General features: G+C 63.7%; 19 protein-coding genes. 8 read left to right on the forward strand and 11 right to left on the reverse strand.

Annotated features, from left to right (window positions below; all coding sequences use genetic code 11):
* Positions 1-281 precede the first annotated feature (281 nt).
* Positions 282-2,330: a choline BCCT transporter BetT gene (gene betT, locus HNO52_RS15900; RefSeq protein WP_197566214.1), complete on the forward strand. Its 2,049-nt coding sequence runs from the start codon at positions 282-284 to the stop codon at positions 2,328-2,330.
* A 135-nt stretch (positions 2,331-2,465) separates the two neighbouring features.
* On the forward strand, positions 2,466-4,211 hold the full coding sequence (dauA, locus tag HNO52_RS15905) for a C4-dicarboxylic acid transporter DauA (RefSeq protein WP_197566215.1): 1,746 nt from the start codon (positions 2,466-2,468) through the stop codon (positions 4,209-4,211).
* An 8-nt stretch (positions 4,212-4,219) separates the two neighbouring features.
* Here dauA and HNO52_RS15910 read toward each other — a convergent pair whose 3' ends face one another.
* The 4 genes from HNO52_RS15910 to HNO52_RS15925 all read right to left on the reverse strand — a co-directional run bounded on the left by HNO52_RS15910 (position 4,220) and on the right by HNO52_RS15925 (position 6,686).
* Entirely contained in the window at positions 4,220-4,639 is a 420-nt protein-coding gene (locus HNO52_RS15910) for a secondary thiamine-phosphate synthase enzyme YjbQ (RefSeq protein ID WP_197566216.1), read from the reverse strand.
* 20 nt (positions 4,640-4,659) lie between these two features.
* A complete protein-coding gene (locus HNO52_RS15915; RefSeq protein ID WP_197566217.1) occupies positions 4,660-5,271 on the reverse strand; it encodes a methyltransferase domain-containing protein in 612 nt (203 codons plus the stop codon).
* 93 nt (positions 5,272-5,364) lie between these two features.
* Entirely contained in the window at positions 5,365-5,847 is a 483-nt protein-coding gene (locus tag HNO52_RS15920; protein WP_197566218.1) for a cupin domain-containing protein, read from the reverse strand.
* A gap of 47 nt (positions 5,848-5,894) precedes the next feature.
* The gene (locus HNO52_RS15925; RefSeq protein WP_197566219.1) at positions 5,895-6,686 is read right to left on the reverse strand and encodes a methyltransferase domain-containing protein; all 792 of its coding nucleotides are present in this window, start codon (positions 6,684-6,686) and stop codon (positions 5,895-5,897) included.
* Positions 6,687-6,938: 252 nt separating this feature from the next.
* Between HNO52_RS15925 and HNO52_RS15930 the strand changes: the two genes are divergently transcribed.
* The 3 genes from HNO52_RS15930 to HNO52_RS15940 are packed head-to-tail and all read left to right on the forward strand — an operon-like array spanning position 6,939 to position 9,071.
* The gene (locus tag HNO52_RS15930; protein ID WP_197566220.1) at positions 6,939-7,562 is read left to right on the forward strand and encodes a sigma-70 family RNA polymerase sigma factor; all 624 of its coding nucleotides are present in this window, start codon (positions 6,939-6,941) and stop codon (positions 7,560-7,562) included.
* The gene (locus HNO52_RS15935; protein WP_197566221.1) at positions 7,559-7,816 is read left to right on the forward strand and encodes an anti-sigma factor family protein; all 258 of its coding nucleotides are present in this window, start codon (positions 7,559-7,561) and stop codon (positions 7,814-7,816) included. The genes HNO52_RS15930 and HNO52_RS15935 overlap by 4 nt, the downstream gene beginning before the upstream one ends.
* Before the next feature lie 16 nt (positions 7,817-7,832).
* Complete coding sequence (locus HNO52_RS15940; protein ID WP_197566222.1) at positions 7,833-9,071, forward strand: MerC family mercury resistance protein; 1,239 nt, start codon at positions 7,833-7,835, stop codon at positions 9,069-9,071.
* Here the strand turns inward: HNO52_RS15940 and HNO52_RS21500 are convergent.
* Both HNO52_RS21500 and exaC read right to left on the reverse strand, forming a co-directional pair.
* Complete coding sequence (locus HNO52_RS21500; RefSeq protein ID WP_442907062.1) at positions 8,976-9,416, reverse strand: MDR/zinc-dependent alcohol dehydrogenase-like family protein; 441 nt, start codon at positions 9,414-9,416, stop codon at positions 8,976-8,978. The genes HNO52_RS15940 and HNO52_RS21500 overlap by 96 nt on opposite strands.
* A 66-nt stretch (positions 9,417-9,482) precedes the next feature.
* A complete protein-coding gene (gene exaC, locus HNO52_RS15950; protein ID WP_197566223.1) occupies positions 9,483-11,003 on the reverse strand; it encodes an acetaldehyde dehydrogenase ExaC in 1,521 nt (506 codons plus the stop codon).
* A gap of 137 nt (positions 11,004-11,140) precedes the next feature.
* Between exaC and HNO52_RS15955 the strand changes: the two genes are divergently transcribed.
* The gene (locus HNO52_RS15955) at positions 11,141-11,800 is read left to right on the forward strand and encodes a LuxR C-terminal-related transcriptional regulator (RefSeq protein WP_197566224.1); all 660 of its coding nucleotides are present in this window, start codon (positions 11,141-11,143) and stop codon (positions 11,798-11,800) included.
* On the opposite strand, the gene HNO52_RS15960 is transcribed toward HNO52_RS15955, so the two are convergent.
* The 5 genes from HNO52_RS15960 to HNO52_RS15980 form a co-directional block, all read right to left on the reverse strand.
* Entirely contained in the window at positions 11,788-13,230 is a 1,443-nt protein-coding gene (locus HNO52_RS15960) for a hybrid sensor histidine kinase/response regulator (protein ID WP_197566225.1), read from the reverse strand. The genes HNO52_RS15955 and HNO52_RS15960 overlap by 13 nt on opposite strands.
* A complete protein-coding gene (gene nosP, locus HNO52_RS15965; RefSeq protein ID WP_197566226.1) occupies positions 13,169-14,356 on the reverse strand; it encodes a nitric oxide-sensing protein NosP in 1,188 nt (395 codons plus the stop codon). Before nosP ends, HNO52_RS15960 begins: the two co-directional genes overlap by 62 nt.
* 57 nt (positions 14,357-14,413) lie before the next feature.
* Positions 14,414-16,597 carry an ATP-binding protein gene (locus HNO52_RS15970; protein ID WP_197566227.1) on the reverse strand — a complete coding sequence of 728 codons (2,184 nt, stop codon included), beginning with the start codon at positions 16,595-16,597 and terminating at the stop codon, positions 14,414-14,416.
* A gap of 33 nt (positions 16,598-16,630) precedes the next feature.
* Complete coding sequence (locus HNO52_RS15975) at positions 16,631-17,152, reverse strand: putative pterin-binding protein (protein WP_197566228.1); 522 nt, start codon at positions 17,150-17,152, stop codon at positions 16,631-16,633.
* A gap of 123 nt (positions 17,153-17,275) precedes the next feature.
* Positions 17,276-18,088, reverse strand: coding sequence for a DUF2189 domain-containing protein (locus HNO52_RS15980; RefSeq protein WP_197566229.1), 813 nt, complete (start codon positions 18,086-18,088; stop codon positions 17,276-17,278).
* Positions 18,089-18,359: 271 nt separating this feature from the next.
* On the opposite strand from HNO52_RS15980, the gene HNO52_RS15985 reads away from it, so the two are divergent.
* Both HNO52_RS15985 and HNO52_RS15990 read left to right on the forward strand, forming a co-directional pair.
* A complete protein-coding gene (locus HNO52_RS15985; protein WP_197566230.1) occupies positions 18,360-18,734 on the forward strand; it encodes a c-type cytochrome in 375 nt (124 codons plus the stop codon).
* Between the two features lie 8 nt (positions 18,735-18,742).
* Positions 18,743-20,059, forward strand: coding sequence for an NAD(P)/FAD-dependent oxidoreductase (locus tag HNO52_RS15990; protein ID WP_197566231.1), 1,317 nt, complete (start codon positions 18,743-18,745; stop codon positions 20,057-20,059).
* The last annotated feature ends 4 nt before the right edge of the window (positions 20,060-20,063 follow it).

Genomic DNA, 20,063 nt, shown 5'->3' on the forward strand with positions numbered 1-20,063 from the left:
CTTGCAAATCTGTTAACGCAGGGTTGAAGGGCCGGGGTAAAGTGCGTATTTTATTTGAACGTTCATTCAACAAAACAAGGAACGGCTTCCCGCCGGAGTCGTCAGCCCTGACTCTCCCGTTGCACATTCCACTGCGAGCCCCCTGGCCGTGAATGGCTGCGTCAGGTCTGAAACATTGGGTAATCTTCAGGCGTGCTTTCGATTGTGAGGAACAATCCTCAGCGCGTCTCGGCAAGGAATAGGCGGGAAGGGTCATTCACCTCTGAAAGGAGTACGCCTGCATGGCGCGTAACCTACCCCTTACCGAGCGACGCGACCGGCTCAACCCCGTGGTATTCCACGGCTCAGTAGCCGGTATCCTGGTGTTTCTCGTTCTCACCATGACCTTCACCGAGGAGGCCGGCGCCTTCTTCGATGCCGGCCTGGCCTGGGTCAGCACAACCTTCGGCTGGTACTACATGCTCGCCGTAGTAGCCTATCTCGTCTTCGTGATTGCCATCGGCCTGTCACGCTACGGCAGCATCCGTCTCGGCCCCGACCATTCACGGCCGGAGTTCTCGACGCTGTCTTGGGCGGCGATGCTGTTCGCCGCCGGCATCGGCATCGACCTGCTGTTCTTCAGCGTCGCCGAGCCGGTGGCCCACTACCTGGCGCCGCCGGACCTGACGCCCGAAAGCCAGGAGGCGATGCGCAACGCCGTGGTGCAGACCTTCATGCACTGGGGGCTCTCCGGCTGGGGGCTCTACGTGCTGATGGGCATGGCACTGGCCTACTTCAGCTACCGCCACCGCCTGCCGCTGGCCATCCGCAGCGCGCTCTACCCGCTGCTCGGCAAGCGCATCCACGGCCCCATCGGCAACGCGGTCGACATCACCGCCGTGATTTCCACCGTGTTCGGCATCGCCACCAGCCTCGGTATCGGCGTGATGCAGCTCAACTACGGTCTAGCCTACATGTTCGACGTGCCCGAGAGCCTCTCGGTGCAGGTCATCCTGATCGTGCTGGTGGTGGTGCTCGCCACCATCTCGGTGGTCAGCGGCGTGGAGAAGGGCATTCGCCGGCTGTCGGAGTTCAACATGCTGCTGGCGCTGGCCTTGCTGCTGTTCGTGCTGTTCCAGGGCCACACCCTGCAACTGCTCGACATGGTGGTGAACAACGCTGGCGACTACTTTTCCAGCTTCGTCGCCAGGAGCTTCGATACCTACGCCTTCGCCGGCGACGAGGCCAACCAGTGGAAGATGTGGTGGACGATCTTCTTCTGGGGCTGGTGGATTGCCTGGACGCCATTCGTCGGCCTGTTCCTGGCCCGCATCTCGCGTGGACGCACCATACGCCAGTTCGTCGCCGGGGCGCTGGGCATTCCGCTGGCCTTCATGATGGTATGGATGTCGGTATTCGGTAACAGCGGTATCGAACTGGTGGCCAACCAGGGCATCGCCGAGCTCGGTGAACAGGCGCTGAATACGCCGCAGACCACCATGTACACGCTGCTCGAATACTATCCCTGGGTCGGCGTCACCGCGGCCGTCGTCACCGTACTGGGCATCGTGTTCTTCATCACCTCGGCGGACTCCGGTGCGCTGGTATTGGCGAACTTCACCTCGATCCTGTCGGACGTGAACCACGACGCGCCGATTAAGCTGCGCATCTTCTGGTCCGCAGTGATCGGGCTGGTCACCGTAGCGCTGCTGATGGCGGGAGGCCTGGCGGCGCTGCAAAGCGCAGTGGTGATCACCGCCCTGCCCTTCTCGGTGGTGATATTTGCCATCATGCTGGGCATGTACAAGGCACTCAAGCTGGAGGGTAGCAAGGCCGAGGCGCGCCGTCGCATCGCCGGCACTGCACCGGGCGGTGACTGGCGCGAGCGCCTCGACCGTGCCCTGGACATCTCCAACCGTGCGGGTGCCGCGGCAACCATCGAGCATTCCATTCGCCCGGCGCTGACCCAGTTCGCCCAGGAACTGGAGAGTCGTGGCCAGGAGGCCAGCGTGACCGAGGAGCAGAGGGAGGGTGAATCCCTTCCCTGCCTGACGCTGCAGGTCGACCTGGAGAATGCGGCAAGCTTCGTCTACCAAGTATGCCCGCACCGCATGCGCACGCCGAGCTTCCTGCCGGCGGACGACGACTACTATGTGCGGCTCGATGTCTACCTGGCCGAAGGCGGCCAGGAGAAGGACCTCAACGGCTTCACCCGCGGTCAGGTGATTGCCGACGTACTCTCGGAGTACGAGCGTCACCTGCACTTCCTGGCCCTGGCCGATCAGGGCGGCAACGTACAGGCCATGCCGGGTGCGGTGGGCGAACCACCGGCGGATGCCAGCCCGGCCTGATCGATTCTCTTGCTCCACTCACGGCGGCACCCTTCGGGTGTCGCCGTTTTTTGTTTATCGACCTTGGCCGACTTGTGGCAACGCAATATGCAGGAGTAACGTTCTCGTTACCTTGCGCCTCGTTCGGGTATCGCCATGTCCCGCCCACGTCACCGTTCTCGCTACCGGCCACCCTTGCCCGGCAGCGCCCTGCTGGCCGCCTGGCGTCAGGGCTACGGCCTGGCCGAACTCAAGCGTGACCTGCTCGCCGGCCTGACCATCGGCATCGTCGCGGTGCCGCTCTCCATGGCGCTGGCCATCGCCACCGGTGTGCCGCCCCAGCACGGGCTGTACACCGCCATCGTGGCAGGGGCCATCATCGCGCTGACCGGCGGCTCGCGTTTCAACATTTCAGGCCCCACCGCCGCCTTCGTGGTGATCCTGTTTCCCATCGTCGCCAGCCATGGACTCGGCGGGTTGTTGCTCGCCACGCTGATGGCGGGCCTGATTCTGGTGGCGCTGGGGCTGGCGCGGCTGGGCAATCTGATCCAGTTCGTACCCTACCCGGTGGTGCTCGGTTTCACGGCGGGCATCGCCGTGGTGATCGCCTTGCTGCAGCTACCTGATTTCCTCGGTCTCGAGGGCGTCGCACTCGGCGACAGCACGCTGCACAACCTGGCGGAGATCGTCCGCGCCGTGCCCACGCTGGCCCCGGCCGAGCTGGGCATCGGGCTGCTCACGCTGGCCGCGCTGATCCTGTGGCCGCGCTTGAAGCTGCCGGTACCGGCGCCGCTGGTCGGCCTGGCAGTGGGAACGCTGGCGGCACTCGCCGTCGCCCCGCTGGGTGTGGAGATCGAGACCATCGCCTCGCGTTTCAGCTGGGAATACCAGGGCCAGGCCGGCAGCGGCATTCCGCCCTTCGCTCCCGAGCTGCTGTTGCCCTGGCGCCTGCCGGGTGCGGACGGGACTCCGCTCACGGTGGACTTCGCCCTGATTCGCGAGCTGCTCGGCCCGGCGCTGGCCATCGCCATGCTGGCGGCCATCGAATCACTACTCTGCGCGGTGGTGGCCGATGGCCTGACCCGCACCCGCCATGACCCCAACGCCGAGCTGATCGGCCAAGGCCTCGGCAATATCGCCGCGCCCTTCTTCGGCGGCATTACCGCCACCGCGGCGCTGGCACGTACTGCCACCAATATCCGCAGCGCCGCCTTCTCGCCGGTGGCTGCGGTAGTCCATGCACTGGTGGTACTGCTGGCCGTTGTGGCGCTGGCCGGCGTACTTGCCCTGGTGCCGATGGCCGCGCTTGCCGCCCTGCTGTTCATCATTGCCTGGAACATGAGCGAGGCGCGCCACTTCGTTCATGTTCTGAAAAGCGCGCCGGGCAGCGACGTGGCGATACTGGTGATCTGCTTCCTGCTCACGGTGGTGTTCGACATGGTGCTGGCGGTAGCGGTGGGCATCGGTCTTGCTGCGGCGCTGTTCATCCGCCGCATGGCAGACCTGACCCACGCCCGCCGCCTCGAACCCGACAACGACGACGAAAGCCGCAACATGCCCCGCCAGGTGGCGCTCTACGACGTCAACGGGCCGCTGTTCTTCGGCGCCGCCGAGAAGGCCGTGTCGTCGCTGCGGGTGGTGGACCCCGAGGTGCGTGTGGTGATGCTCGACATGCGCGACGTGCCGAGCCTGGATGCTACGGCGATCGTCGCTCTGCAGTCGCTGGTCGAGGAGCTGCGCTCGCGCCAGGTAGGGCTGATCTTCATCGGCATGCCGGCGCGCATGGTGCTCAAGCTCAAGCGCGCCGGTGTCAGACGACTGGTGGGCCAGTTGGCCGTCGTTAGTAAGCCGGCCCGAGCCAGGCAGTTGGCCGAGCGCTGGCTGGCCGTGCCGACCGCCTGAACTGCGGTCTATTCTCCCTGCAGGGTGGCGACCAGCCGCCGCGCACCGCCATGCTCGCGGTGTTCGCCTAGCCAGATGCCCTGCCAGGTACCCAGTGCCAGCTTGCCGTCGCGCACCGCCAGGGTGAGCTGGGTGCCGAGCAGGCTGGCACAGACGTGAGCCGGCATGTCGTCGGGCCCTTCCAGGGTATGGAGGAAGTAGGGCAGGTCGCCCGGGATACGCTCGCGCAGGAAGGCGTCGAGGTCGTGGCGCACGTCCGGGTCGGCGTTCTCGTTGAGGGTCAGCGAAGCCGAGGTGTGCTGCAGCTGCAGGTGCAGCAGCCCCACCTTTACCTCACGCAACTCCGTCAGCGCCGAGGTCACCTCATCGGTGATCAGGTGAAAACCGCGCGAGCGCGGGGCCAGGCGCAGTTCCTGCTGGTGCCACATAATGTGCCCTCCTCGATGGTTCAATCCTGGCGTTCGAACAGAGCCAGATGCGTCGGTTGGCCGAGATCGGGGTGCCACTCCCCGAGACCCGAGAGCGAGGCACGGTAGCCGTTGCGAGAGGCGACGCCACGAGCCCAGTCGCGAAAGCGATCCCGCGTCCATTCGAAGCGGTGGTCAGGATCGCGGTACTCGCCGCGGGCGAGCCCGAAAAGAGGATTGTAGTCGTGATTGGGGGTGGTCAGCACAAGCAGGCGGGAGCGCAGCCCAGCAAAGACGGACCGCTCCACCAGGGATAGGTGACTCGGAGGAACGTGTTCGATGGTCTCGACCATCGCGGCGGCATCGAAGCCGCTCAGCGCAGCGTGAGGTTCGGCGTAGGAACCGCAGATCAGCGTGAGCCGCTGGCGGCACGCCGCAGGCAGTCGCTCCAGGCGCATCTTGGCCTGCGCCAGTAACTCTCCCGACAGCTCAAGACCCGCCACCTGCTCGAACTGAGGTTCGCGCAGCAGGTACTGCAGCAGCCCCCCGGAGCCACAGCCGAGATCCACCACCCGGCGCGCGCCGCTCCCCTTCAGCATGGATGCGACTCGCAGCCATCGCTGTTGGTGAAGATCATACTCTTCCAGCTCCATATCACCTCTCCCCGTTACGAGAGTGATGATGAAGCAATACTCAGCCTTCTTGTAGTGCTGAGCCGCGCGGCTTGCCGCCGCACGGCTCGGAGCTCACTGGCGTGGATCGTCCGCAGGATCAAGATACTCGATACCCCACGGGCCGGTACCATGCAGCTGAATGGTGGTGTCCCCTTCGGCATAGCCGAACATGGCATCACTCGGCGACATGATAGCGTAGCCACCCACCGGCAAGGCCTGGGTAGCCTCGCGGTCGAATCTCTCGCCATGGGCGAAGTGCAAAGTGCCCTCCAACACCGTCACCCGTTCGTAGGCGGGATGTACGTGAGGCTTGATCTCATAGCCATCTTCCATCCGCAGGCGGAAGGTGAACGGCGTCTCGGCCGAGAGATCCCCCTCGATGACGGCGATCTCAGCGCCTTCGCCCATGGAACCGACCGGCCCCCAGTCGAGCTCATCCGGCGTGCCGAGCAGATGGCCATCGCCATGATAGGGCTCAGCCCATAGCCCACCAGAAGCGACGGTCACCGCCAGGGCCAGTAGGGTAGCGTTCAGGGTGGCAGTTTGGCATTGCATGTTGGCTCTCCTTCATTGTGATTGTGGTGGAGCTGACCACGCAGCGCTCAGAGCTTGACGGCCAGCAGAGAAATGCTCTTGACGCCATAGGTCGCGCTGGCGCCTTGGGCCGAGTCGGTCAGGAAGCGGTACTCGGGGTGCTCGCGCCAGGTCTCGATGGTGAGGCCTGCCGCCTCGATGGCCGCACGGTAGACATCCTGCTGCAGGGCGCCACCGATGCAGGCGGCCCACAGGGTGGCGTTGCAGGAGACGCGCTCCGGCAATGGCTTCTCGGTGACGATATCAGCCAGCGCCAGGCGCCCACCGGGTTTAAGCACCCGCGCCGCCTCGGCGAAGACTTTCGGCTTGTCGGCCGATAGGTTGATCACCCCGTTGCTGATCACCACGTCGACGCGTTCATCGGCGAAAGGCGGCGCCTCGATGAAGCCGGCATGGAAAGTGACCTGGCCGAAGTTCGCCTCACGCGCCAGCCGCTCGGCCTTCTCGCGCTGAGCCGCGGTCATGTCGAGCCCCAGCACCTGGCCATTGGGGCCTGTCGCCAGGGCCGCCAGCAGGCTGTCCATGCCGGAGCCGCTGCCCAGGTCGAGTACCGTTTCGCCGGGTTGGATGGCGGCCAGGTCAAGGAAATGGCCGACGCCGGCGAAGGAATCAATGGCCGCGGCCGGTATGCGATCCAGGGCGCGGGGGCCGTAACCTAGACGCTCGGCTAACGCGCGGCCCATCTCGAAATGAAACTCCTCCTGCGGCGACTCGGCCACCTCGCGATACATCGCCTTGACGCGCGCTTCGAGCTCCTGCTTATCGACACCAGCGATGGCAGGCTTTGCCGTGATTGTCATTGTCGCTCTCCTCTTGGCTGCTCATGACGACACCGAACGATGCCGTGTGTGCCAGGACGCAGCGATGGCGTCGAGTGTTCCCGCCGGGAACCGAAAAGGGCATCGCCGCGTCCCTGCCATGCCTAGCCACTTGCCCAGCGAGGGCGAGCGGACCATGCTCGAAGAGGTGTCGCCATGACGCTGGCAAATTCACTTCTTTACCATCCTCGGTTACAGCCACGCGCCCGGTACCGGGACGCCACGGGGGCCAGCATGCGTTTCGACGAAACCGCCCGCCGGCGGGAGTGGTTCGAGCAGCGCCTGGCACCGCTGATGGACAGGCTCTACGGCACGGCGCTGCGGCTCACCCGCAATCCCGCCGACGCCGAAGACATCGTGGCCGAGGCGGTGACCAAGGCCTGGACGCAGCTCGGCCGGCTGCGAGATCCCGAGCGTTTCGAAGGCTGGTTGTTCCACATTCTCACCAATACTTTCGTCAGCGAGTGGCGCCGGCAGCGCTGCCGCCCGCAGGGAGCCGATTGTGATGCCACCGAACCTGCAGAGCTGGATAGCGCCCGCTTCACACTGTTCCAGCAACTGCATCAACCCTTCTTGCTGTGGTGGGGCAGCCTGGAGGATCAATTCTTCAACGGCCTGCTGCAGGAGGATCTGGAGCGAGCGCTGGATGCTCTGCCCGATGCCTACCGGGTGACGATTGTGCTGATCGAAGTGCAGGGCTATACGTATGAAGAGGTTGCGAGTCTGCTCGGCGTCCCGCTAGGCACCGTGCGCTCGCGATTGAGCCGGGCGCGCTCACAGCTGCAGAAAATGCTCTGGGAGCAGGCTAGGGAAGCGGGCATGGTGTCCGGTAGAGGAACGGGAGGAGCGCAGGAATGAACCCGAAGCCACTGAGCTGCGAGGAGGTCATCGAGCGTCTCTTCGACTACCTCGACAGGGAACTCGACCCGCAGGAAGCGAGCGACGTCGAATGGCACCTGCACCGCTGCCGGGATTGCTTTACACGCGCCGAATTCGAACGACGACTACGGGCAAAGGTGGCGGCCACCGGCACGGCCAAGGCGCCGCCACAGCTGCACCAGCGCATTCGGACCCTGCTCGACCGCTACGACGAGTCCGACTCCACCCGCTAACCCGTGAGAATACCTCATGGTGGCCATTCTCGGTTACTCCCGCCCGCAGATACTGGCGGCGGTGCAGCAGATGTACACAGCCGTGGCGGATTCCCCTGCCTCCCCCTTTCACTTTCCCGTCGGTGACGAGGCCAGCCGCCGCCTGGGTTACCCGCCCGAGCAGCTAGCCCAACTGCCGCCCGAGGTGCGCGATGCCTTCGCCGGTGTCGGCTATCCCTTTCGTGCAGAAGCCGTCCGCCGCGGCGACCGGGTGCTCGACATCGGCGCCGGGGCTGGCAACGACGCCCTGATCGCATGTCAGTTGGTTGGCCCGCAGGGGCGTGTCATCGCGCTGGATCTGACGGCAGCCATGACGCGTCGGCTCCAACAGGCCAGCGAACGCCATGCCATCGACCGGCTCGGCGTAGTCCAGGGCTCCGCCGAACAACTGCCGCTACCCGACGCCAGTATCGATAGCATCACCAGCAACGGTGCCCTCAACCTAGTGCCCGACAAGCGCCGCGCAGTGGCCGAAATGTTTCGTGTGCTCAAGCCCCATGGGCGCGTGCAGCTGGCCGACGTGGTGATCCATCGTCCGGTATCGGTAGACTGTCACGAAGACCCGCGCCTGTGGGTCGAGTGTGTGGTAGGGGCCACGGTGAAGGAGGAGCTGATAGCGCTGTTCGAGGAGGCCGGCTTCGAGGATGTCAGCGTCTTGGGCAGCCACGACTATTTCGCTCTGAGCCCCAGCGACCAGACCCGAGAGGTTGCTGCCGGCTTCGGTGCCCACTCGGTCGAGATCGGCATGCGCCGCGGCGGCAGCACTCCCAGTGGGTTGCAGCGCTGGGGGCGACGCCTCGATCCACGGCGCTGGTTGCGGCGGTGGTATCGCCGCGGCCTGCTCGGCCTGCTGGCCTTCGCGCTGGCCCTGCTGAGCTGTTACGGCACCCTGGTCCTGGCCGTCCTGATGCCACTGCTGGGCGTACACCTGGCGCTCGACGAAGGCCTCTGGGCCGGCGCCATCGCGACCTTTGTATTGCTCACCCTGGTGGTGCTGGCAAGCGGCCTGCGTATGCATCGTCGCCCCTGGCCCGTGCTTGTCGGCCTGGCCGGCACGTTTCTCGTGCTGTATGCACTCTTCGTCGACTATTCCGTGCTGGTGGAACTGGGCGGCTTCGTACTACTGGCTGGCGCCGTGGCCTGGGATATCCGCGAGCGTCGACGGCACGAGGCCAGAGTGCTCGGACTGACGGACAGGAAACCAGGCGAGCAATGAGCCATGCAGAAATGCGTATAAAAAAAGCGCGGCAATCGCCGCGCTTGAAGTCGCCATCGCTGACGACGAGAGAGCAACCCTCAGCTCGCCATGTCCAGCACCACGCGCCCCTCGATCTTGCCGGCCGGAGATCACCACCCACTGGCCGGGGCGGGTGTCGGTCACCTTGAGCCCCTTGTAGACGGTGACGCCGGCGCACAGCACCGGGGCGATTTCGACGAAGCCCACATTGCTCGGCAGATGGCCGGCATAGTCGGCTACCGCCAGGGTGTAGTCGGCGAAGCCGCCGTTGACCGAATAGCCGGTGTTCTGCTGCGATTCGCACAGGGTCTCCCAGCCGCCCATGGAGCGTTGGCGCTCACGAATTGGGGAGGGTTGCACAGCCCGGCAATGGCCGGGCTGTGCAAATGCTCAGAAGAAGCCGAGCGGGTTGATGTCGTAGCTGACCAGCAGGTTCTTGGTCTGCTGGTAGTGCTCGAGCGCCACCTTGTGGGTTTCGCGGCCGACGCCGGACTTCTTGTAGCCGCCGAAGGCGGCATGGGCCGGGTACTGGTGGTAGCAGTTGGTCCATACGCGACCGGCCTGGATGCCGCGTCCCATGCGGAAGGCAACGTTGATATCGCGACTCCACACGCCGGCGCCGAGGCCGAACTCGGTGTCGTTGGCGATGGCCAGCGCCTCTTCCTCATCCTTGAAGGTGGTCACTGCCACTACCGGGCCGAAGATCTCCTCCTGGAACACGCGCATGCTGTTGTTGCCCTTGAGCAGCGTCGGCTGGATGTAGTAGCCCTTGTCGTAGGACGGATCGAAGCTCTCCTTGTTGCCACCGGTGAGGAACTCGGCGCCCTCCTCGCGGGCGATGTCCATGTAGGACATGATCTTGTCGAACTGCTCCTGCGAGGCCTGTGCGCCGACCTGGACGTCGGTGTCCAGCGGGTTGCCGCGCTTGATCTGCCCCACCTTCTCCATCACCTTGGCCATGAAGGCGTCGTAGATGCTCTCCTGGATCAGCGCCCGCGACGGGCAGGTGCACACCTCGCCTTGGTTGAAGAAGGCCAGCACCAGCCCCTCGGCGGCCTTCTCGATGAAGGCCGGCTCGGCGCTCATGATGTCGGCGAAGTAGATGTTGGGCGACTTGCCACCCAGTTCCACGGTTGAGGGAATGATGTTCTCGGCGGCGCACTTGAGAATGTGCGAACCCACCGGAGTCGAGCCGGTAAAGGCGATCTTGGCGATGCGCTTGCTGGTGGCCAGCGCCTGGCCGGCCTCGGCGCCATAGCCGTTGACCACGTTGACCACACCAGGCGGCAGCAGGTCGCCGACCAGCTTCATCAGTTCGAGGATCGAGGCCGGGGTCTGCTCGGCGGGCTTGAGCACCACGCAGTTGCCGGCAGCCAGCGCCGGGGCCAGCTTCCATACCGCCATCAGCAGCGGGAAGTTCCACGGAATGATCTGTCCCACCACGCCCAGCGGCTCGTGGAAGTGATAGGAGACGGTATTGGCGTCGATATCGGCGGCAGTCCCCTCCTGGGCGCGGATGCAACCGGCGAAATAGCGGAAGTGGTCGACGGCCAGCGGAAGGTCGGCGTTGATGGTTTCCCGCACCGCCTTGCCGTTGTCCCAGGTTTCGGCCACCGCCAGCATTTCCAGGTTCTGTTCGATGCGGTCGGCGATCTTGAGCAGGATGTTGCTACGCTCGGCGGCGGAGGTCCTGCCCCAGGCGGGAGCAGCGGCATGAGCGGCATCCAGCGCCTTGTCGATGTCCTCGGCGGTGGAGCGAGGAATTTCGCAGAAGACTTCCCCGTTGACCGGGCTGACATTGTCGAAGTATTGACCCTGTACCGGGGGCACGAACTCCCCGCCGATGTAGTTACCATAGCGCGATTCGAAGGTAACGACGGAATCGGGGGTGCCCGGATTGGAATAGATCATGGCGAAGCTCCTTAAATTATCGTTATGGATAGGTGCTCCTCCAGTGTTGGTCAGAAATGCAAATTACGACATACTGCCGTGGCAGGAGACGGTCTCATCCCTTGGGAGGAGAGAGCGAAAGAAGAGGGAGGGCCGCAATGCCCCCGACACATACCATGATGGTTGCTGACGACCATCCACTATTCCGTGAAGCCATCGCTGCCGTTATCGAGGCAGGGCTGCCGGGTTGCCGATTGCTGGAGGCAGATAGCCTGGCAAGAGCACTGCATGAAGCTAAATGTCATCCCGACATCGATTTGCTGCTGCTCGACCTCGACCTACCCGATGCAGAGGGTCTTTCAGGCCTGGCGCAGCTGCGCGAGACCTTGCCCCAGTTGCCGGTAGCCATCGTGTCGGCCGAGCAGGATCGGCGGGTCGTGCTCGACGCCATCGGCCTGGGTGCGGTGGGTTACATACCCAAATCCACTCCACGCACAGCGCTGCTCAATGCCCTGGCTCATATGCTTGAGGGGCAGGTCTATCTTCCTCCCGATATCATGCGCCGCCCCCCTTCTGCGGCATCCCCGCGCCAGCCTGCACCTGCCTTCGCCACACACATCGGCTCGCTGACCGAGAAGCAACGGGAAGTCCTGAGGCTGATTGTGCGCGGACACTCCAACAAGCAGATCGCCCGCGAACTCGATATCGCCGAGACCACCGTCAAGACTCACGTCTCGGCCATCCTGCGCAAGCTCGGCGTCGCCAGCCGTGTGCAAGCGATCGTGGCGGCCGGCGCCTGGGAGCCTCAACACGGCTGAGCCCTGTCGTTGGCCGAAGCCTGGCCAGGACCCGACGCGAGGCGTTGCTGCAACATCATGCGCAAGCGCAGCGGCTTGAGGGGCTTGAGCAGGCAGTCGAAACCTTCGCGGCGGGCCCTGGCCTTGATGGCTGCGTCGTGGTTGGCGGTGATCAGGACGACCGGCAGTTCCGCATGGCGCTTGCGTAAAAGGCTCGCTACTGCGATGCCATCCTCGGCGCCGGCATCTTCGCCCAGATGGTAATCGATCAACAGCGCATCGGGTCGACGGGCGTCGACCTTAGCTTCAAGCCCGCCCAACGACGCTGCCGTGATCACCCGACATCCCCAGCCACTCAACAACGCCTGCATGCCTTCGCGTATCGCACGGTCGTTATCGATCACCCATACCGTAGCGCCTGACAGCGGTGCCGTCGTGTCCTGTCGAGGTTCGAGCGCCGTTCGATTCGTCATGCGCCGTGCCGGTACGGCATAGGGAACCAGTATCGAGAACAGAGCGCCCTGTCCTGGGCGCGATACCAATCGTATCGAATGCCCCAGCATGGCACTGATGCGATCGACAATGGCCAGCCCTAGCCCCAAGCCGCGGTCGCGCTCGTCCGGGCTGCTGCCGAGCCGTCGAAACTCGAGGAATATCGCCTGCTGCAGGGCCGGCTCGATGCCCGGGCCGGTGTCTCCCACCACGATCTCCAGTCCTTCGCGCCGGTGCCGACAGCCCAGCAGAATGCGCCCCTGTTGGGTATAGCGAATCGCGTTGGAGAGAAAATTGCGCACGACGCGTGCCAACAGCGCCAGATCCGACTCGATCGCCGTATGGCTGGCTACATAACGCAGTTCGAGACCACGAGCTGCCGCCATCTGGCAGTACTCCTCCGCCAGCACGTCGAGCAGCTCACTGGCCCGGAATGACGCCCTGTCGGGCCGGAGCAGTCCCGCATCGAGGCGGGAAATATCCACTAGCGTTCCCAACAGGGCCTCGACGTCCTTGAGCGAACGGCCGACGTTGCCGACCAGGCGACGCGTGGGTCCAGGCAAGTCGTGCTCTTCGAGGGCACAGGTGAAAAGGCGTGCCGCGTTGAGCGGCTGCAACAAATCATGGCTGACCGCTGCCAAGAAGCGCGTCTTGGAGTGATTGGCCGCCTCGGCCTCGGCCTTGGCCTGGTGCAGTTCGAGCAGGGTCTGCTGCAGGGTCTCGGTGCGCTCGCGTACCTGTTCCGCCAGCAAGACGGTGTGCTCGAAGGCGGCATAAGGCGCGCCGCCAACGGTACCGCCGGCTTCAACCCGATCAATAAGCGAAGCGCAGATGCGCCGCAGACGTTCGTTCTCCTCCTGCAGAGCAGAAACTCTTTCCGCAGGAGTACCCGAAGGCTCATGGGGGTGAGAGAGATCCAATGGCGACCCCAGTGAAGGTTTGGTTGAGGTGCATGCCATGATACTGCTCCCCATAAGTATTGAAGCCAATGACACCGGCACGCCCCAGCAGTTGCGACGCCTCCTCGACCTGGTCCAAGCTCTCCAGTTCGAGCCGTCGTAAAAAGCAATCACAGCCAAGTATCAAGGCCGGCTCACCCAGACGCTGGCGCAACCCGGCCAGAACATCCTCGAGCTCTTCCAACAGCGGGGCGGGCCGCATGGCGGTCAGCACGATGCCATTCTCGACGGCGCAGTAGAAACTCAGGCTGCCATCCTCGTTGACCCCCTGAATGGAGCGAACGTAGTGCTGCTCACCGATACGTACGGCCAGCGGATGTCGAGCGAAGATCTCGGGCGTCAGGGCGGCCGGGGATGTTGCGACCAGCCGGGCGTACTCTTCGGCCGCAGGCGCGGCATTGAGTTCAAGCACACGTCGACGCTCGCAGTCGGCCCGAGTCACCACCAGCTTCATCGCCTGGGAGCGCAGATGATGCGTGGTGAACACTTCGAAGGGTAGGCAGGTATGGAACATCACCACAACGGCGTCCCCGCTGTGGAAGCGACCATCGCAGAAGACATGGGTGTGTGCCAGGTGATTGTCGTCTCCGGCCGAACCGCCGAAGCTGGGAATACTGCCCAAGGCGGTATCCAGGGTGGCTAGCACCTGCTCTTCGCTACTGGATAGCCCATCCAGCAGGGTCATGACGAAATGCTGTCTGCCAGTGCCTGGCGGGGCCGATCGCCGACACTCCTCGAGCAGCCTGCCGGACAGACGCTGGGCCTGGATCAGGTCGAAGCCTGCCAGATCGTCGATAAGCTCACAGGCCACGGAAAAGTTGCGGTGACCAAATCCGAGGGCTACCACGCCACCCCGGCAGTAGCCCTTCGGCGTGATCTCCCCCGCTGTGGTACATCCCGCCGTCGTCACGCTGGGAAAAGCTTCGCTCAGCGCTCTGCCCAGCGCGTCCAGCGGATACTCTGCACTGCAGAAGAACAACACGAAGCCCAGATCGAACGGGGTGAGAGACTCAGCCAGCTCGCACGCCGCAGCCGCAGGATCACAGTGCTCGCTGAATGCGGTTCGAACGGCTGGCCCGTCATGTCGACTTTCCCACTCGGCAGGCGTGGCACAAAGCAGATCCATGACAACCCTCGGCAGTTTAGTTTCAGTTTAGGGCGGCACCGGACGACATCACAAAGCTTAGCGTTCGTGCTGGCGTTCAGTGAGCCAGCTTTCCAGCGCCTTGAGTGTAGCGGGAATGCTGGCCAACAGGATCCTGAGTTGGATGGCTGCCTCCTCACAATGCCCACCGCGCGCAAGTCGCTCCAGACGCTCGGCAGTCTCGGCCAGCCGGCGCCCACCCAGGCTGCCCGACTCGCCCTTGATGCGATGTGCCCCTTCTGCCAACGCCACCATATCGCCCTGCTCCAGTGCCGCCTGCAGGTTTTCGGCATGCTGCTGCAACTGTTCGCGATGCACGCCAAACAGGGTCGCGAGCGCTTCCGCTCCCAGCGTCTCCCGCAACTCGCCAAGCACTCTCTCCTCCACGATCCCGCGCAGTGGACTTTCCCTCGCCGGCAGGCCTGAGGTGGCGGCCTGCGCCCTTCCCTGCAAGCCATGTCTCAGCGAGGTCGCCAGTTCAGTGCGGCGCAGCGGTTTCACCAGGTAATCGGTCATACCGGCTGCCAGGCAGCGCTCGCGCTCGGCCCCCGGTCCACCTGCGGTCATTGCCACGATAGGCACCCTGGCGCACCAGCCGCCAGCCTCCCGCAAGCGGCGGGTGGTTTCCAAACCGTCCATGCCAGGCATTTGCACGTCCATGAAGATCATATCGAAAGCGTCCCGGCCAGCCAGCGCCAGCGCTCTTCCTCCACTCTCCACCACGTCGACCTCGCAGCCAAGGCGCCCGAGCAAGGCCACCGCCACCTGCTGGTTCACCGGGTCGTCTTCGACCAGCAGCACCCGACCACCTACCGAAGGTTCCATCCGTGTCGGCTCGGGCACTTCCGCCTCATGGTCGTCATGCGCCGGCTCCAGCGGCAGCTCTATCCAGAAGCAACTCCCCTGACCGGGTCGGCTATCCACCCCAATGGAGCCATCCATGGCTTCCGCCAGCCGCCGGCTGATGGCAAGCCCGAGCCCGGTACCGCCATAGCGTCTTGCCGTCGAAGCGTCACCTTGGCGAAATGGCTCGAAGAGCCGGGCCAACTTGTCCTCGGCGATACCCGGGCCGGTATCGCAGACAGCCAGGTTCAGTTGCCCCTGAGCATTCAGCGTTGCCTCGACGCGTACCTCACCATGTTCGGTGAACTTGATGGCATTGGAGAGAAGATTGAGCAGTACCTGTCGCAGCCGGGTCGGATCTCCCAAGAGCTGCTCGGGCAGGGCCGGCGACACTTGGATCACCAGCTCCAGCCCCTTGTCTCGGGCGCGAGGCGCAAAGAGCTCGCAGGCATCCTCGATTAACGCGGTCAGGCGGAAGGAGCGCCGCTCGAGTTCCAGCTTGCCCGACTCGATCTTGGAAAAGTCGAGAATGTCGTTGATCAACTCCAGCAGACGCGCTGCGCTGACGTGCAGCGTGCGGGCATATTCGCGCGACTGAGCATCGATCGGCTGATCCAGCAGCAGATCGCTCATGCCGATGACGCCGTTGAGTGGTGTCCGAATCTCGTGGCTGACCGTGGCCAGGAACTCCGATTTCGACTGACTGGCGGCCTCGGCCCGTTGCGCGGTGGACTGAAGCTTACGACTCAGTGCTTCGAGTGATCGACGCGCCTCGGCATTGTCACGCGCCTCACGTACCAAGAACACGATCACCATCAGGGCGGCCAGGCTCATGGCCAGGATTAGTGCCAACAGCAGGGCGTAGAGGGTCTGCAGCACTTCCCGGTCACGCCTCGCCGATTCGGCAAGGTGGCTGTTGAGAGCGATGATGAATTGTTCGGTCAGCCCTGCCACCCGTTCCAGACGGTCGGACAACACCCACCTCTCACCTTCCCCCAGTTGCACGATCTCCTCGAGCAGACGATCGATGTCATCCATGAACACGACCAGGTTGGGCAGGAGCCGCTCGGCCATGGGGATCTTGGCAAGCAATTGGTTGACGTCGCCACGCTGCAGCAGGTTGACGCGACTGTAGATCATTTCGAAGCGCAGTCGCAGTGATTCGAGTGAGTGCGCGCTCTCCGCGCGCAATGCCAAGTCGCTACGCAACTGAGTGATGTCGCGATCGAGCTTGTAGGCATGCCAAGTGGCGTTGCCGGCCACGCTGTGATGGAGTTGCTCCTGTCGCCAGGCGGCCAGCCCCACCACTACCAGAGCGGCGGTGAAGAACACCAGAGCCGCCGCCGCCCCAAGCTTCAGTCGTAGCGGATAGCGCAGCATGCTGCGATACCTCGCGCCTGGGCTCGTGAGAAGTCACGGAACATGTATGCTGCCCACATGCCACACCGAACGGTGACGAATGGTTTCATTGAGCAGCTCGGGACGCTCATCGAAGGGGTAGAGGACGAACATTGGCCCCAGGTCACGCACGGCAATGGGTTCTCCATCGCGTACAAGGGCCAGGATGACGCCATGGTCATGAAAGTCGGAAACCGGAACCTCGGACTCGTAATCGTTCAGCGCCTGGATCCGTACATGCTCGCTCTGTGTCCCGGCCACCTCCAGCAAGGCGCTCAGTAGCGGCCCTTCGAAGCGACCGACTCCCTCGGTCCAGGGAGTGCTCGTCTCGATCTCTCCCTGAGGGAGCGACATCAGCATCTCCCGATCGAGATGCAGCTCATCGCCTACGTTGGGATGATCGATATCACCCGTCACCTTGAGCAGCACGTCGCCTTCCGGAGGCGGTAGCTGCTCGGCTATCACGGGCAACGCAGCGCTGAGAATGAGAAGCAGACTGAAGGTAAGGACGGCGCGGCATGGCCACAATGAAGGCATCGAGAGGCTTCCGTGTTCGTTGCAAAGCCCAAGCCTACGCGAATCTCGAGCAAAGTTCAGTTAGTGGGATCGAGATACCGAACAGCAGGGGAAGCCCCCTGCTGTGCTACCACTCCTCGCACATTACACATTCATGTCCTTCTGTTCACAGCGCACCAGGTCCTCGTAGGCGTGCCAACTGGCATGCCCCAGCACCGGCAGGATCAGCGCCAGACCGATATAGAAGGTCAGCACACCAACCAGCACGCAAGCGGTCAAGATGACGGCCCACAGCAGCATAGGCCGGAAATTGCGTGAAACGGTGCGCAAACTGGCCTCGATGCCTTCCATGAAGGTCAGGTCCTGGTCCATCAAGGTCGGAATGGCGACCACACTGATGGCAAAGGCACCGAATGCCAGTACGGCACCAACAGCGGTGCCTACCGCGATCAAGCCGAGTCCGTCCGGAGTCGTCAAGAGCGACGCATAGAGCTCAACCGCCCCAGGCGCCTCGAAACCGAAGAAAAGCGCAAAGAGCAGCGTGGCCAGACGAATCCAGGCGAGAAAGAAGATCATCATCATTACGCCCATCATCGCCAACTGCCCTGCGTGCAGGCGCCAGGCACCGAAGGCATCACCCAGATTCGGTGCGCGGCCTTCCTCGAGTGCGCGACTGATACCGTAGGAGCCGACCGCCACCAGCGGCCCCAGGAACATGAACCCCGCCACCAGTGGCAACAACCAATGCCACAGGTCGAGTACGATGGCGCCTGCGGTTATGGCAATACTCAAGCCGACCCAGAACATGCCGTAGGCTAGGCTCACCGCCATTGCCTGACGGAAATCCTCGAAGCCGGCCACCAGCCAGGCCTTGGGCCTGTCCATACCGATCGGGTTGATGGTGATCTTGACGTTGGGAGTGGAGGGCTGTCCGGCACTTCTTGTGGCTGCATTCATTGTCGTACCCCGTTTGGTCGCCATGAGAAGGACGATGCGAGCGTCTCTCCAGCCGGGAGGTCCGGATGACGTCTTGTTGTCTTAATGCTTTTTTAATGTAGTTGACCGCGCGCAAGACTGCCGCGCAAAGTTGTCAACGCGGAGAGCCAATTTGGTTAATCGATGCATTCAGTCACCAACTGCCGGGCGTATACCTGGCCTAAGCCGCTAGTCCTGAACGAGCGCTTCGAGGCCGTGGTCCAAGAAAGGAAATGTCACCCGGGACCAGCCCATGAAACGGAATTTTTACAAGGCGACCACCGTGCTGCTGAGTACGCTGACGCTCTCGGCGGCAGTCCTCCCATGCCTTGCCGAGGATACCCTCTCCTCCGAACAGACGGCCCTCATGGCCGGCTCCTGCGCCAACTGCCACGGTACTGACGGACGCCTGGTGGGCAGTGTGCCGACCATTGCCGGAAGGCCCGCCGCCGTTCTGGAAGCGCGGCTGCTCGCGTTCAAGCGCGACGAAATCAGCGATACCACTGTCATGGATCGCATCGCCAAGGGCTTCACCAACGCAGAGCTCGCCGCCCTAGCCAGTCATTTTTCCGCCATCGACCCGCAGGCCGACGATGCTACGGAAACTGAGCAAGAACCACAGGAGTAGAAGCGCGCATGACAAAACACCTTCAACGTTCCGCTCTTGATCGTCGACGAGTGATCAAAGGCCTGGGGGCCGCCTCGCTGCTGCCGCTGATCGGTGGCATCACTCCCTTCACCATCGGCAGCCAGCATGCCGGACAGGTCGTCGTCGTGGGAGGCGGCTTCGGTGGCGCCACGGCGGCCAAGTACCTCAAGCGAGCCAATCCGGCGATCGAGGTGATCCTGGTCGAGCCGGCCGAAACCTTCTACACCGGCCCTTTCAGCAATCTGCATCTGGCAGGACTGCGCAGCATGGAAGACATCTCGCAGGGCTATGACACTTTGCAGGATCGCCATGGAGTACGTGTTATCCAAGCTGAGGTGGAAGACGTCAATGCCACTGCCCACACGGTGCGACTCTCCACCGGGCGCGAGCTGGATTACGATCGGCTGATTCTCTCCCCAGGGATCGACATGCGCTGGAACGCACTGGAAGGCTACGATGAAGAAGCAGCCGACAAGGCTCCCCATGCCTGGAAGGCCGGTAAACAGACGGAGTTGCTGCGCTCCCAATTGCTGGGCATGGAAGACGGCGGCAGCTTCGTCATGGTCGCCCCGGCCAACCCCTTCCGCTGCCCGCCCGCGCCCTACGAGCGTGCCAGTCTGGTGGCCAATTTCCTGACCCAATACAAGCCGAAATCCAAGGTATTGATTCTTGACGCCAAGGACAGCTTCTCCAAGCAGGCGCTGTTCATGGAGGGCTGGGAGCAGCTCTATGGCGGTCGCATCGAGTGGGTGGGGCTGTCCGGCGACGGCCGCGCGACACGGGTCGACGCCGACCGGCTGGAAGTCGAGACCGAGTCCGGTATCGTTCATCGGGCCGACGTGCTCAACGTGATACCGCCGCAGAAGGCCGGCTGGATTGCCGAGCGTGCCGGCGTGACCGACGACTCCGGCTGGGTACCGGTCAAGCCGGAAACCTTCGAGTCGCAGCAGGTCGAGGATGTGTTCGTGATCGGCGACGCCGCCATCGCTGACCCGATGCCCAAGTCGGGCTTCTGTGCCAGCGCCCAGGCCAAGGTCGTGGCAGCGGCCATTGCCGCCTCACTGGAGTCGCGCCCAGCTCCTGAAGCGTACTGGACCAGTGCCTGCTATAGCCTGGTGGGTTCCACTTACGGTATCTCAGAGGCAGGCGTCTATCGCGTCCAGGACGGCAACATTGCCGAGGTCGAGGGAGCCGGCGGCCTGAGCCCGCTGGACGCCCCCGAGGCCACCCGTGCCCTGGAAGCCGAGTATGCCGTCGGCTGGTACAACGCAATCTGCCAGGACACCTGGGGTACGCAGGCCTGATACC

The organism is Halomonas sp. MCCC 1A13316 (genome assembly GCF_014931605.1).
In the GTDB taxonomy this organism is placed as follows: Bacteria; Pseudomonadota; Gammaproteobacteria; order Pseudomonadales; family Halomonadaceae; genus Halomonas.